This is a genomic window from Erythrobacter sp. THAF29 (assembly GCF_009363635.1).
Classification (GTDB): Bacteria; Pseudomonadota; Alphaproteobacteria; order Sphingomonadales; family Sphingomonadaceae; genus Erythrobacter.
The window spans coordinates 1,346,166-1,360,945 of the sequence record NZ_CP045392.1 but is presented as its reverse complement, the minus strand read 5'-3'; the positions used below and the strand labels follow the sequence as shown (position 1 = coordinate 1,360,945).

Annotated in this window: 11 protein-coding genes and 1 tRNA gene; 11 read left to right on the top strand and 1 reads right to left on the bottom strand. The window is 60.7% G+C overall.

The window, feature by feature from the left end; genetic code table 11:
* Window positions 1–64: 64 nt before the first annotated feature.
* The 4 genes from FIU90_RS06595 (at window position 65) to FIU90_RS06580 (ending at window position 5,324) form a co-directional block, all read left to right on the top strand.
* Entirely contained in the window at window positions 65–1,495 is a 1,431-nt protein-coding gene (locus FIU90_RS06595; protein ID WP_234029657.1) for a heme peroxidase family protein, read from the top strand.
* Between the two features lie 118 nt (window positions 1,496–1,613).
* On the top strand, window positions 1,614–2,804 hold the full coding sequence (locus FIU90_RS06590; protein WP_152435733.1) for an NAD(P)/FAD-dependent oxidoreductase: 1,191 nt from the start codon (window positions 1,614–1,616) through the stop codon (window positions 2,802–2,804).
* A 136-nt stretch (window positions 2,805–2,940) separates the two neighbouring features.
* Window positions 2,941–4,506, top strand: a complete 1,566-nt coding sequence (locus FIU90_RS06585; RefSeq protein ID WP_234029656.1) for a wax ester/triacylglycerol synthase family O-acyltransferase — start codon at window positions 2,941–2,943, stop codon at window positions 4,504–4,506.
* Entirely contained in the window at window positions 4,506–5,324 is an 819-nt protein-coding gene (locus tag FIU90_RS06580; RefSeq protein ID WP_152434059.1) for a triacylglycerol lipase, read from the top strand. The genes FIU90_RS06585 and FIU90_RS06580 overlap by 1 nt, the downstream gene beginning before the upstream one ends.
* Before the next feature lie 11 nt (window positions 5,325–5,335).
* Here FIU90_RS06580 and FIU90_RS06575 read toward each other — a convergent pair whose 3' ends face one another.
* Window positions 5,336–8,380: a hypothetical protein gene (locus tag FIU90_RS06575; RefSeq protein WP_152434058.1), complete on the bottom strand. Its 3,045-nt coding sequence runs from the start codon at window positions 8,378–8,380 to the stop codon at window positions 5,336–5,338.
* A gap of 315 nt (window positions 8,381–8,695) precedes the next feature.
* On the opposite strand from FIU90_RS06575, the gene infA reads away from it, so the two are divergent.
* The 7 genes from infA (at window position 8,696) to FIU90_RS06540 (ending at window position 14,708) form a co-directional block, all read left to right on the top strand.
* Window positions 8,696–8,953, top strand: coding sequence for a translation initiation factor IF-1 (infA, locus tag FIU90_RS06570; RefSeq protein ID WP_006833527.1), 258 nt, complete (start codon window positions 8,696–8,698; stop codon window positions 8,951–8,953).
* Window positions 8,954–8,965: 12 nt separating this feature from the next.
* On the top strand, window positions 8,966–9,538 hold the full coding sequence (locus FIU90_RS06565) for a nucleoside triphosphate pyrophosphatase (protein WP_152434057.1): 573 nt from the start codon (window positions 8,966–8,968) through the stop codon (window positions 9,536–9,538).
* Entirely contained in the window at window positions 9,531–10,496 is a 966-nt protein-coding gene (locus FIU90_RS06560; protein ID WP_152434056.1) for a ribonuclease, read from the top strand. The genes FIU90_RS06565 and FIU90_RS06560 overlap by 8 nt, the downstream gene beginning before the upstream one ends.
* Window positions 10,493–10,678, top strand: a complete 186-nt coding sequence (locus FIU90_RS06555) for a DNA gyrase inhibitor YacG (RefSeq protein ID WP_152434055.1) — start codon at window positions 10,493–10,495, stop codon at window positions 10,676–10,678. Before FIU90_RS06560 ends, FIU90_RS06555 begins: the two co-directional genes overlap by 4 nt.
* A 107-nt stretch (window positions 10,679–10,785) precedes the next feature.
* Window positions 10,786–10,860: transfer RNA gene (locus tag FIU90_RS06550), tRNA-Phe, on the top strand.
* A gap of 27 nt (window positions 10,861–10,887) precedes the next feature.
* Window positions 10,888–11,691: a phosphoribosylaminoimidazolesuccinocarboxamide synthase gene (gene purC, locus FIU90_RS06545; protein WP_152434054.1), complete on the top strand. Its 804-nt coding sequence runs from the start codon at window positions 10,888–10,890 to the stop codon at window positions 11,689–11,691.
* A 98-nt stretch (window positions 11,692–11,789) separates the two neighbouring features.
* Window positions 11,790–14,708, top strand: coding sequence for a pitrilysin family protein (locus tag FIU90_RS06540; RefSeq protein ID WP_152434053.1), 2,919 nt, complete (start codon window positions 11,790–11,792; stop codon window positions 14,706–14,708).
* Window positions 14,709–14,780: the final 72 nt, after the last annotated feature.

The following is a 14,780-nucleotide window of genomic DNA, read 5'->3' as shown; positions in this document are numbered from 1 at the left end:
TGTAAACTTCAAATCATAAATAAAAATAACGGGTTGCCTAACTTGACTAAAAGGAGGCAACATCGTGAGTATTAACGAACACCATGGGATGAAGCCGCTTGAGGGCCTCAGACCCTTTTGCGTGCGCAGCGAATACGGCATCGAACAACGCGATGACCGGTTCGGGCGCATGTTTGGCGATATTCCGCCGAATTACACACGCCCGGATATCCTGATCGAGGCCGGCAAGGTCGGCGGCAAGATGGAAGACAAAACCGACAAGGGACGCACGATGAGCGTGCCCGTCGGGATGGTCTTTTTCGGCCAGTTCGTCGATCACGACATCACGCTCGACGCATCGTCAACGTTCGACACCGTCGTCGACGATCCCGGTGAAATTGCGAATGTCCGCACGCCGACGCTCGATCTCGACTGCATCTACGGCCTCGGCCCCGAAGCGCAGCCCTACCTGTACGAGCAGGGCGGACCGTTCGGCGGGGTGAAGTTGCTGACCGGCGCGGATAATCCGGGACAGGCGGGCCTGCGCGACGACGACCTGCTGCGCTCCCCCAATGGCCGCGCAATCATCGGAGATCCGCGCAATGATGAAAACCGCGTGATCAGCCAGATCCAGCTCGCGATCATCCGTTTCCACAACCATGTCGCCCAGACGATCCATGACGAAGAGGGTCTGGAGGAGCACGATCTCTACGAGGCCTCTCGCATGCAAACGACCTGGCATTACCAGTGGGCGGTGGTGAACGATTTTCTCACCGACATGTGCGGCGGGCCGGTGGTCGAGCGCATCCTTGGTTGTGGGCGGCATTTCTATTGCAGCCACGTGCCATTCATACCGGTCGAATTCTCGGTTGCGGCATATCGCTTCGGCCACTCGATGATCCCGATGAAGGTGCAGGTGAAAAAAGGGGGCAAGCGGCATGCACTGTTCGGCCCTGTGCTGGGCAAGGGGTTTGAGGCCCTGACCGATCCCAAGGCCGTCGTCGACTGGCATGAGCTCCTGTTCACACCCGAGAACCGCCAGGTCGAACGTACGCAGAAGCTCGACACGAAGCTGGCGAAGGACCTGCTCAACCTCCCCTTTATCGACCCAGCGGCACCCGCAGCCGAGAAATCGCTCGCGACCCGCAATTTGCTGCGCGGCAACGCCTTCCTGCTCCCGGCGGGCGAAAAGGTCGCGGCGGCGATCGGAGTGGAACAGAGCGACATCGACAAGGTCATCGCCAAGGCGAACATGGTGAACAAGGAATTCGGGGAGGAGGGCATTCCCCTGTGGCTCTACATCCTCGCAGAGGCCGAGGTAATCGGCCGCTCCCAGCCCAACGGGACCGCAAAGAAAGGGGAAGGCCTCGGCCCGGTCGGTGCAACGATCGTGGCCGAGGTCATTATCGGACTGCTTGAGCTCGACGTGCATTCCTATCTCGGCGCCAACCGCAACTGGTCGCCGCGAGAGGAATGGAACACGCTCGGCAAGCTTGTGACGGTGGCACAGCCCTAACCAACCACCGTCGCATGGCGGGGCGGATACCGGAAAAATGCCCCATCCCGGTTCCGCTCCGCCCTTTTTTACCGGGTGGACGATTGGCAAGCACAAGGGCGCCGACTATCGCCGCGCAATGCCCAGCACCGCAAAACCCTATGATGCCATTGTCCTTGGCGCTGGCGCCGCCGGCCTCATGTGCGCCGCGCGGGCAGGCCAGCGTGGGCTGAAGGTCGCGGTGCTCGAAAAGGCGGAGAAGCCGGGCAAAAAGATCCTGATATCGGGTGGTGGGCGGTGCAACTTCACCAATATCGAAGCAGGACCTGAGAATTACCTGTCCGCCAATCCGCATTTCGCGAAGTCTGCGCTCGCACGGTACACGCCGCAGGATTTAATCGACCTTGTCGAAAAACATGGCATCGCCTGGCATGAAAAGACCGTCGGCCAGCTCTTCTGCGACGGGTCGGCGAAGCAGATCGTTCAGATGCTGCTCGATGAGTGTCCCGACGATCTGGTGGAAGTGATCTGCAATGCGGAAGTGACCGCGGTCGAGCGCGATGTGGGGCGCTTCGCCGTCATGGCGAGCGGTGAGGTCTACATCGCTCCAAACCTAGTGATCGCAACCGGCGGCCCCTCGATCCCGAAAATGGGTGCGACGGGCTTTGCGTACGATTTGGCCCGGCAGTTTGGATTGAAAGTGGTTGAGCCGCGCCCCGCCCTCGTCCCACTTACCTTGGGTGGCGAGGACGTCCTCTTTCGCGAGCTTTCAGGCGTATCAGCGCCTGTGGTTGCGCGCACTGGCAAGACAAGCTTCGACGAAGCTGCGCTCTTCACGCACAAGGGGCTGTCTGGCCCCTCGATCCTGCAGATCTCGTCCTACTGGCGGCACGGCGAGGAGATCGGCATCACCTTCCTGCCGCAAGCCGACGCCGACTGGCTGCTCGATCTGAAGCGTGACAAGCCCCGCGCGACCGTCCGCAGCGCGCTTCGCGAGCACCTGCCGGATCGCCTCGCAGACGCGCTGGCCGAAAAGCTGGGGATAGACCGCGAGCTTGGGAACGTGCCCGACAAGGCGCTTAGAACGGCTGGCGCGCGATTGGCCGACTGGCGCTTCGCTCCCACCGGCACGGAAGGCTTCGCCAAGGCAGAGGTCACGATTGGCGGTATATCGACCGCAGAGCTCTCCAGCCGCACGATGGAGGCCGAGAAAGTCCCCGGCCTCTACGCCATCGGAGAGGCGGTGGATGTCACAGGATGGCTTGGCGGGTACAATTTCCAATGGGCCTGGGCGAGCGGAGTCGCCTGCGCAGAAGCGCTTTCCGCGTAATTTTATTGCGCGCACGAGTTACGTAGCGGCAATCGTTCACGCGCGCGTGAGGTTGTCACCGCACGGAAACCTCCCTAATTCCGTAATGCAGAGCCCGAAAACGGGCCATTTAGGGGATGTTTGCAGGAGAATCCGCTTGCGCCAACTGCAAGGCATGGATTCCTCGTTCGTCGCGTTGGAATCGCCAAATTCGCCGATGCATATCGGCAGCGTGCTTATCTACAATCCGGCAACGGCGCCCGGCGGTTTCGTTCGTTTCAAAGACATTCTCTCATTCATCGAAAGCCGCATGCAGCTTTCCCGCACTATGCGCCAGCGACTGGTGCGCGTGCCTTTCGACCTCGACTACCCGTACTGGATCGAAGACCCGGATTTCGATCTCGAATACCATGTCCGCCACGTGGCGTTGCCGAAGCCCGGCGATTGGCGGCAATTGTGCATTCAGGCAGCGCGGATTCATGCACGTCCGCTCGACCTCAATCGACCCCCATGGGAATTCACGGTGGTCGAAGGTCTCGATAACGTCCGCAACTACCCGAAAGGCTGCTTCGCTTTCGTTACAAAGGTTCACCATGCCGCTATCGATGGCATGAGCGGGATCGATCTGATGGAAGCACTCCATACAGTCACGCCTGACACGTCTCCGCCCAAAGAGCCCGATACCTGGAAGCCCGAGAAAGTGCCCGGCCCTGTCGAATTGCTCGGCAAGTCCTATTTCAACGCTATCCTGAACCCGATGAAGCAGGCGCAGGTCGCAGCTCAGGCGATTCCCGGGGTGGCAAGCGCGATCAAGGGGCTGATCACCCGCGACTTCAAACTCAGCACCGACATGGTTCCGCCGCGCACGCGCTTCAATCGGACGATCTCGCCGCACCGCGTAGTGGAAGGGCGCACGTTTTCACTCGATGAGATGAAGAGCATCCGCGCCCTGCTGCCCGAAGCGAAGGTCAACGACGTGGCCATCGCGATCATCGGCGGCGCGCTTCACAAATACCTCACCGAAAAGGGTGACCTGCCCAAGTCCACCATGACCGCGATGGCGCCGATCTCGGTCCGCGCGAAGGACGAGAAGGGCGATATGGGCAACCAGGTCGCTGCTATGATCGCGCCGCTCGGCACGCACATCGCCGACCCCAAAGAACGACTGGAATACGTCTTTAATCAGACGAGCAATTCCAAAGCGATGACCAACGCCATCGGCGCGCGCCGTATGACCGAGGTGAGCAAGGTCAACCCGCTGCTCTATATGGCGCTGGGCGCGCAGCTGTTCAGCCGGGTCAGCATCGCGCACAAGCTTGCGATGCCGTTCAACACGGTGGTGACCAACGTGCCGGGGCCGCCGGTGCACATCTATTCATCGGGCGCGCGGCTTGAAAGCATGGCGCTTTCGCTGATTTGCCTCACCGACGGGCTTGGCCTCGCCCACGTTGTGCAGTCCTATGTCGATGAGGCCTATCTCAGCTTCACTGCCTGCCGCGACATCATGCCCGACCCCGAATTCTATTCGCAGTGCTTGCAAGACAGCTTCGACGAAATGCTGACTGCGGCAAAAGCGGCGGGCACCAAGCCCGCGACCAAGAGATCCGCGCCGCGCAAGGCCACTAACCGGAAAACCCCAACACGAAAGACGGCCGCGAGAAAAGCGCCGGCCAAACGGAAACCAACGACAAAAATCGGTCGCAAATCAAAGGAGAAGAACTGATGGCAAGCATGGCACCCAGTGCACATGCGGATGGACGCGAACTGCCCGCGGCGGTTCCACCCAACCGGTTCTGGACGCTCACGGAAGGTCGCGCCTTCTTCGAATTCGGCGCCTTCATGGCCATGCGCCCGCTTCTCTCGCAGCTGCCAAAGGGCGACGGACACTCTGTCGTCGTGCTTCCCGGCTTTATGGCCACGAACAACTCGACTGCTCCCATGAGGCGACTGCTAACGCGCCTGGGCTACGATGCGCATGGCTGGGATTCAGGGCGCAACGTGCTGGTCAACGAGGCACTCATATCGCGGCTCGAAGCCCAATTGGAACGCCTATATGACGAGAGAGGCGGCAAGATTTCGCTGATCGGCTGGAGCCTGGGCGGCGTGCTCGCGCGTGAGATTGCCAAGCTCAATCCCGAGCTGATCCGTCTCGTTGTGAGCCTCGGCAGTCCGATTTCGGACGATCGCAACCACACGAATGCGGCGCGTCTCTTCAAGTTCTTTAACGGCGATACACCGGAAAAGCTGCGCGACGGGCAGTTTACCGGGCTGAATATCGCACCGCCGGTGCCCACGACCTCGATCTTCACCAAGACCGATGGTGTGGTGCATTGGCGCGGCAGCGTGCAGCACCCGCACAATGCGCATGACGAACATCCGACCGAGAATATCGAGGTTTATGCCAGCCATTGCGGGCTGGGCGTCAACCCCAGCGTGATGATCGCACTCGCAGACCGGCTGGCCCAGGCAGAAGGTGAGTGGATGCCATTCGAGGCCAAACCGCACCAGCGGCTGCTCTTCCCCCGGCCCAGCCTTAACTGACGCGCGCGCTCCTAGAACAACTTCCTGATATCGATCCCGACAAACCTTCCAGTCGGATCGATCAAAAACGGCTGATAGGTGATCGGCGTCTCACCGTTCTCGTCCACTACCTTGCGGCGCGCGTCGAAGACATTGTCGAACCGAAGGCTGACGCGGAGGTTCTTGAGAAACCCGTCATCCTTCTTGAACAGGTCACCGACGTTGGAAAATGCGCGCAAGTCAAAGCGGACGAGATCACCGATGAAAAGGTCGCTGCTTCCGGGAAGCCCTGATCCGTTCAATCGCGCCTTGCCGTTATATTGCCCTGAAAGGCGGAACCCGATCCCACCGCCGAAGAGCCCGGCTTCGAGCCGGGAATTGTGGCGCGACAGGCCGAAAGGATTGAGCGCATCGCCCGCCAGTTCGTCTAGTGGTGCAAGCCCGGGTGCAACGACCGTCTCGGATTCCAGATTGATGGTGTGATTTAGGCTGACAAAGTAGCGCCAACCCTGCCGGCGGCCCTGAGCAAACGGATTGCCGCCACCGAATGGGCCACCCGCGCCGCGCTGTCCGCCAGATCCGCCCTGGCGTGAGCAGACCCGTTCGCGGAATTGCTCAAGCGCCTCAGGCGGAATCGTGCCATCTTTACTGCGCGCTCGGTCCAACATCATCTTGAGGAATTGCGGGTCCATTCCGGGCACGAGCTCGGAGGTATCCTCGCCGTTCTCGATCGCGGTCACGATCCGTGCGAGCTGCTCCGGACCATTCTCGCCGCAAATCCGCTCACGCAAGGTCGCGAATGCCGCGCGCATGCCGCCTCCCGCATTCTGGCCGTTGGGTGCGCTTGCGTCATCGCCTCCGGCCTGCTGCCCTCCGCGCCCGCGAAACATTGCCGGGTCCATCGCGCAAAAGCGCTCGCGAAAAGCGGCAAGACGCTCTGGATCGATCGTCCCATCCTCATTGCGCACGCGCGAGAGAATGCGCTCGAAGCGTTGGGGGTCGAAGCCGGGAGTCTCATCCGAAACATCCTCGCCCGCCTCGACCCGCGCAATGATCCTCTGCATGAATTCGAGGCCGTCCTCCGCACAGAGGCGCTGGCGAAAGATTCGGAATTGTTCGCGCTGCTGGGCTGTGGGAGGTCCTCCCGCTGCCGGTGGACCGCCACCCCCGCGCGAACGACCACCCGATGGCGGGCCGCCGCGACCGCGCTCTTCCCCGCGTTGCGCGGTCTCTCTCTGAGGCATGCCGAAGCTGCCACGCGTGAAGAGGTTGAACTGCAGCCGTTTGAAACTTGTCTCGGCAAAAGTCACGAAACGCCGGTCGAGCGCCACCAGCCTGCCATCGGTATCGCGGGTCACTCGCCCGGGAAAAGCCGCTTCGATCTCGGGAGTGACAGTCGGAAACGCGCGGGTCACGTCGTCCGAATTGTTAATCACGTACTCCACGGTGAAACGCGTGTTGTCGATAAAGGGCAGTTGCCAGTTCGCCGAGAAACGCCAGTCGCGCTGGGTCTCTGCCAACAAATCGGGATTGCCGCCCGTGGTGACGTTCGCCAGTACGGTTTCGCCAGTCGAAAAATCGAAAACCGGCGTATTGAATATCGTGACCTCGGGATTGCCCAGAGCGGGGAGCGATGGAGCGACATCCCGCACAATGTAATTCGCGCTGAAGTTGAGCCTGTCGGTCGGCGCCCAGTTGAGCGCAATATTGTAATCACCGAGCAGTCCGAAATCGGAGAGATCCTCCAACCCTGCCTGCGCCGTAAGAGTGAAGCTACCCAGCGCATCGGCGAACCCGTTGCGACGGCTGGTAATGGGAATGACCAGGTTCGCGCCGGTCGAGAATTGCCGACGCGTCAGTTTCACTTCCTCCAAGCTGCGTGTGTCCGCGCTTTCGATGCGGGTCCAGTTCGCACCGACATCGAAAGTCGCGATCAGTTCGCCCCCTGGCAATTGCGCCAGCGGGCCGCGCAGCGTTGTAAGCGTTGAAGCGGCAATGCTCCTCGTATTCGCAACGTCGAAGCCATTTTCAGCGCTGCTGGGAAGCGGCGCATCGATAGCGATCATGCCAGCAGCCGCATCGGCTTCGAGCGCGCTGGTGTCGAAGCGCCGGTCGATCTGCGTTTCGCTTTCACTGTGCGAAGCGTTGGCGGTGCTAGTCAGCCGAAAGCCGTTTACCGACTTGCTAAGGGAGCCTGATCCCGAAAACGCGTCTGTTGCGGTGCGCGATTCGAGCGGTGTATTCTCGCCGAATGTACGCAAGGCGCTGTCCCCGGCAGGATTGGTAAGCGTTACCGTGTTGAGGCCTGAGAGCCCCAGCCGGTCGTTGCGGTCGTAATTGATGTTGGCGGAAACCGAAGTGCCGCTTTCCAGGAATGCCTTCGCCCAGCTGACCGATGCTTCAAGCGCGCGAGTATCGTTTATCAGGCTGCGGAACTCGGCCTGGTCTGGATCGCCTGCCACATCCGATACCGATCCCGGCGTCTGGACTATCCCGCGCCTCGCCTCGGTCATAAGCGTCGTGTCGTTTGCTTCGAAATTGAAATTCAGCCGCCCGCCGTCCTTGATCTGGAGGTAACCCAATTCCTGTTCGTTCACGAGATAACCCCCGCGCGAGGGTCCCTCGAATTCGACCTCGACTTCGCGGCTGGAAAAATTCTCCTTGAGGATGAGGTTTACTACCCTCTGGTCAGGCGAGAAGCCGAATCGCTGGGCGACTTCCTCGGGAAACACTTCGACCCGCGCGAGCGCCTCTGGTGGATATTGGAAAAACTCGCGGAAAGAGCCGACCCGGATGCCATTGATGAGGATCACCGGGCGTCCGCCGCCGCGACCGCGCGAAGAGCCGGTCTGGTTGCTGATCTGGGTGACTAGATCGGCGATCGAAGTGACGCCCTCGGCCGCGATGTCCTCTTCATTCAGCTCCAAAAGCGGAGGCACATCGACATCGAGCTGACCTTTCAGCCGCTCCGCGCGTACGATGATCTCGCCACGCTCCGGCTGCAATTCGGCCGAGGGTGGCTCGTTAGTCGTCTCGCCTTCGTTTTCCTCTTGTTGCTGGGCGGCTGCCAACGGCACAGCGACAACGCCATATAAGAGCGCAGACGCACAGACACCTGTTCGCATAACAGAGCGGATAGACGGGGAGAGGTTCATCCATGCCCCTTTTGAGCATTGTGTGGGAGCGCGCAAGCGCCTGAATTGTATCGATTTGCACTGCGAGATACGAAACGGGACCTGAACAGGACGCGGCGGCTCCCACTCCAGGCGCATGGCGTCACTATCGCAGAAGGCTTCCATTTTGCCCCCGGCATCGCTAAATGACCGCCGCGAGCCGATGAGCGGCTTGTTTTAGGGCGCAAATTTGCGCCACCACACTGACGAAGGAACTACATGGCCAAGGAAGAACTCCTCGAAATGCGCGGGCGCGTCGTCGAGCTGCTGCCCAATGCGATGTTCCGGGTCGAGCTCGAAAACGGTCACGAAGTTCTCGGCCACACCGCGGGCAAGATGCGCAAAAACCGGATCCGCGTGCTGGTCGGCGATGAGGTCCTGTGCGAGCTAACGCCCTACGATCTTACCAAAGCGCGGATCACTTATCGCTTCATGCCCGGCCGCGGTGGACCCGGTCAGGGCCCCGGCCCGCAGTAACGCGCAAGAAGGTTGGATACACTCCACCTCACCCTCGCATCGGCCAGTCCCAGAAGGCGCGACCTGCTCGCACGGCTTGGTATCGCGCCGGATGCGGTTTCGCCTGCCGATATCGACGAAACGCCGCTCAAGTCCGAGCGACCGCGCGACTACGCGCTGCGCATGGGCGTGGAAAAAGCGAAAGCCATCGATGCGCCGGGCTTTGTGCTCGCAGGAGACACGGTCGTCGCCGCTGGGCGACGTATCCTTCCCAAAACCGCAACCGCCGACGAGGCCCGCGAGTGCCTCAATCTGCTATCGGGCCGGCGGCACGATGTGCTCTCCAGCGTTGTCTTGCGTGCGCCCGACGGGACCATCAAGACCCGCCTCAGTGAAAACATCGTTCGCTTCAAATCGCTCTCGCGCGAAGAGGTTGACGCGTACATCGCCGGAGACGAATGGCGCGGAAAGGCCGGCGGTTACGCTATTCAGGGCGCGGCAGAAGGCTTGATCCGGTGGATCAGGGGTAGCCACTCGGGCGTGATGGGATTGCCGCTGTACGAAACACGTGCGCTGCTCAAATCGGCGGGATTTCCCATTGGCTGAATGGCTGATCGAAGAGGGCATCGGTGAAACCCGCGCTCTGCTGATCGAGGATGACCAGCCGATTGCTGCTAAGCTGTATTGGCCGGGCGAATTGAGCGCTGGCCGAGTTGTTAGCGCGAGGCTTACATCCAAACCTGCTGGACAAAGGCGTGGTTTGGCGACGCTCGATACCGGGACCGAGGTGCTGGTTGATCACCTCCCACCGAATATTTCCGAGGGAGCTTTGGTCAACTTGCTTATTTCGCGAGCACCGATCGCGGAACGCAGGAGGCTCAAGCGCGCGCAGGGAAGGTACGTGCCGGAAAAAGAGGCAGGCAACGGATCGGCAGTTTCCTGCCGCCCAAAAGGCAGGCAAGTGCGGCAATTTCCCGCCGGAACCTGGGAAGAGGTCTGGAGTGCAGCTTCCTCGGGAAGCATCGAATTTCCCAGTGGTGAAATCCTTGTCAGCGTCACGCCCGCCATGGCCGTGATCGACGTCGATGGTGACGGTAATCCGCGCGAATTGTCTCGTGCCGCCATTCCCGCCATCGCCCGCGCTCTCCAATGGTTCGACCTAGGCGGCAATATCGGGATCGACTTTCCGACAATCGAAGCGAAAGCCGATCGCAAGGCCATCGACGAAGCACTCGCTGAAGCGCTGGCCGGTTGGCCGCATGAACGCACCGCGATGAACGGGTTCGGCTTCGTCCAGCTCGTCGCCCGCTTGGAAGGACCATCTCTCCTGCAGCGTTTCGCGGCTTCGCGCACCGGCATGTGTGCTCGCATGGCGTTGCGAGCAGCCGAGATGGCCGCGGGATCAGGGCGCGTGATGCTCCTGTCCATCCACCCCGCGCTTAAGGCAAAGCTGAAACCCGAATGGCTGGACGAACTCGCACGCCGTACAGGCAAGGAACTGCGGATCGAAACCGATCCCGGCCTTGCACTGGAAGCCTCTCAGGCCCAAATCGTCGAGCAATGACAAAGTCTGCCAAACCGTGTCCGATCTGCAAGAAACCGCGCTCCAAGGAATTTGCGCCATTCTGTTCTGCGCGGTGCAAGGACCGCGATCTCGCGCAATGGTTTGGCGACGGCTATTCCGTCCCGGGTCGTCCGGCGAGCCCAGAAGAGATCGCGACGGCGGATTGGGACAAGCAGGAGTAGGAATCTCCTGAATTCCCTCTTGCCAAGCGCGCGCCAGCACGCCATAGGCCCGCTCTCATTTGCTCGCCGGTTTGAACATTCGAAGCCAAACCGACGCCGCAGCGAATGCCCGGGTAGCTCAGGGGTAGAGCAGCGGATTGAAAATCCGCGTGTCGGTGGTTCGATTCCGCCCCCGGGCACCATTCGCTGAACAAGGGAAATTGAGCACCATGTCCCGACGTCGCCAGATCTACGAAGGCAAGGCCAAGATCCTCTACGAGGGTCCCGAACCCGGCACCATCATCCAGTATTTCAAGGATGACGCCACCGCCTTCAATGCCGAGAAAAAAGGCACGATCAACGGCAAGGGCGTGATCAACAATCGCATCAGCGAACACGTCTTCACACGCCTCTCGCATATTGGCATCCCGACGCATTTCATCCGCCGTCTCAATATGCGCGAACAACTCGTTCGCCAGGTCGAGATCATCCCAATCGAGGTCGTGGTGCGTAACGTTGCTGCCGGTTCGATCAGCAAGCGTCTGGGTATCGAGGAAGGCGAGCCGCTGCCGCACACGCTGATCGAGTATTATTACAAGGACGATGCGCTGGGCGATCCGCTAATCGCGGAAGAGCACATTGCCTGCTTCAACTGGGCGAGCCACGAGGAGATGCACGACATTTCTTCGATGGCGATCCGTATCAACGATTTCATGTGCGGAATGTTCGCAGGCATCGACATCCGCCTCGTCGATTTCAAGCTCGAATTCGGGCGGCTTTACGATGGCGACTATAGCCGGGTGATCCTCGCCGATGAAATCAGCCCCGATGGCTGCCGGTTGTGGGACATGAAATCGGGCGAAAAGCTCGACAAGGACCGCTTCCGCCGCGATCTCGGCGGCGAAGAAGACGCGTATCGCGAAGTCGCACGGCGGCTTGGCTTGCTCCAGGACGAGGACAATGGCCCCGGCGAAGTTCTCGACCTCTCCAGCCACCGCTCGCGCCTACGCGGTGGCCCCCCGCCGAAAAAGTAGGGCAACGCGGGCACGACCCCGCGAACTTTCGGGCTGACATAGTCTTTTCATCCGCTAAGCTGCGCTGCACACGGGATGAAAAGGGTTTGTCTTAATACATGAAATTCACCACGCGCGTGATTGCCGCGGGGCTCGTCCTCGCTTTGCCGAACATAGCTTTGACCACTGCGCTTGCCGCGCAGGAAAATCCGCCTGCGACAGGATCGGCAACCGAAGCGGAACCGGACTGGGCATTCGAGAAAAGCGATATCGAGGTCGATCCGGGCTACGTTTTCGGCAAGCTTGACAACGGCATGCGCTACATACTGCGCGAGAACGGCACGCCGGAGGGAACTGCGCTCGTTCGAATGCGGATCGATTCCGGATCGCTCGACGAGACGGATGCCGAACGCGGTTTGTCACACTATCTCGAGCACATGGCCTTCAATGGCTCCAAAGGCATTCCCGAGGGCGAGATGGTCAAATTGCTCGAGCGCGAGGGGCTGGCCTTCGGCGCGGATACCAATGCTTCCACCGGTTTTTCCGCGATCACCTACAAACTCAACCTGCCGCGTAATGATGATGACCTGCTCGACACAGCGCTGATGCTGATGCGCGAGACTGCAAGCGAGCTTACGATCGATCCCGAGGCGGTCGAGCGCGAACGTGGGGTCATTCTGGCGGAACGCCGCGACCGTGCCGGCTTCGGCCAGCGGGCGCGCGAAGACGGCTTCGAATTCTCGACGCCCGGCGCGCGCTTCACCGAGCGCCTGCCGATCGGCACGATCGAAACGCTCGAAGCGGCAACAGCCGAGCAACTGCGCGCGCTCTACGAACGCACCTATACCCCCGTGAATACGGTGCTTGTGATTGTCGGCGATTTCCCGGTCGAGGTGATGGAAGCGGCGGTGCGCGCGAAATTCTCCGACTGGGAGGCCGCGCCAGCTCCGGTCGAACCCGAGACAGGGCCAGTGGACGTAACGCGCCAGGGGCTCACCGACATCTATATCGACGATCCCCTGTCTGAAAGTGTGACGATTTCCCGCCAGGGTCCGTGGATCGACGAACCCGACACGATGGAAAATCGCGAAAAGCGCGTGCTGCGCGGCATCGGCTACGCGATCATCAATCGTCGCCTTTCGCGGCTCGCCCGCGAGGCCGACGCTCCGTTTCGCGGTGCCCGGTTTGGAACCGGCAATATCTTCGAGGACGCGCGGAGCACGACGATATCGGTCAGCAGCGTCGATGGCGAGTGGCGCAAGGGCATGCTCGCCGCCGTTCGCGAAGTGAACGAAGCGTTGACCTACGGCTTTACGGAAGCAGAGATCGACGAACAGATCCGCAGCCGTCGGAATGCGGGTGAAAATGCTGTCGCGAGCTATGAGACTTTCGGCAATGGCTACTTCATGGGAGGGGCGCTCAATCTTGTCGCCAACGAACGAATTCCGGTCACGCCCAGCTATTCGCTTGCCCGGTTCGAGGAAGTCGTCCCCTCGATAACGCCCAGAGCGGTCCTTGAGGCTGTTCGTGCACATGCTGTCGATCTTGAAGCACCGCTCATTCGGTTCTCGGGCCGCTCCTCGCCCGAGGGCGGCGAAGAAGCTCTTCGCGCTGCTTTCGACGAAGCGATGGCGCTTCCGATCGCTCCGCCGGAAGAAACCGGGCTGATCGAATTCGCTTACACCGAATTCGGTGAGCCAGGCGTTGTCGTTGCCGACGAAACCGAAGAGCGGCTCGGTATTCGGCGGATTACTTTTGCCAACGGCGTAAGACTGAACCTCAAGAAGACAGATCTCGCAAAAGACCGAATCAGCGTCTCGGTCAATCTCGACGGCGGTAATCTCATGCGGACCCGCGATGACCCCTTGAAAGTGAATCTGGCGAGCTCGCTTCTTTCAGGCGGGTTGGGAAAGCATACGCCCGACGATCTTCGCAGCGCTCTTGCCGGTCGTAGCGTAATCTACTCCTTCGGGTCCGGCGCTGACCGTTTCAACATGTCCGGCAACACGACGCCGCGCGATCTCGATCTCCAGATGCGGGTGCTTGCAGCAATCCTGACCGATCCGGGGTATCGCATCGAAGGCGTCGAGCGTTATCGCAAGGGGATCGACAACTTCTTCGAAACGCTCAACTCATCGCCCGGTCGCGCTTACGGAACGGCTTCGGGTGCGCTGCTGTCGGACAACGACCCGCGCTTCTCACTGCAGCCCAAGGAAGCCTATCTCGCGCTCGACTATGAAAAGCTAAAGGCTGCGATCGGCGACAGGCTCGAAAACGGTGCGCTCGAAGTCGCGATCGTGGGCGACTTCGATCCAGACGCCGCAATCGCGGCGGTGGCGAACACACTCGGAGCCCTGCCCCCGCGCGAAGCCGACTTCCTTCCGCGAGAAGACGCACGCCAACGCACTTTCACTCAGAAGCGCGGGCTCACCGTTATCGAGCACGAAGGAGAGGCCGACCAGGCGCAGGTCCGTTTCGTCTGGCCAACCACCGATGACGACGACTTTGCAGAATCGTTGCGACTGGGGCTGCTGGCGCGCGTTGCGAGACTTGAGCTGACCGACCGTATCAGGGAGGAACTCGGTCAGGCCTATTCACCTTCCGCCGGAAGCTCGACAAGCCGCATCTACGACGATTACGGAACATTCGGCATCGTTACCTCGGTCGATGCAGACCAGGTATCGAACGTGCGTGAGGCTATTCTCGGCCTTGTGAAAGATTTGCGCGAGACGCCAATCGATCAGGACGTGCTCGAACGCGCGCGAAAACCGCTGCTCGAAAGCTACGATAACGCGCTCAAGAGCAACGGTGGCTGGATGAGACTGGCCCGCCGCGCACAAAGCGAACCTGAGAGGTTCGATCGATGGTTCGCCGCACCAGACCTCATAAAGGCGATCACGCCCGAAGACCTGCAGACGATCGCGCTGCGCTACCTCGATCCCGAAGAGGCAGTGGAAGTGCACGTGATGCCAGGACCGGATGCCCGTCCGGTCGATGACCTCGACGAGGAAAAGAACTCCCCAAACGAGGCTGACTGAAGGCCACAAAAAATGGGGCTGGCGGATTGTCTCCTGCCAGCCCCAGATACTTTCCGGATTGCTCTTGCGGCA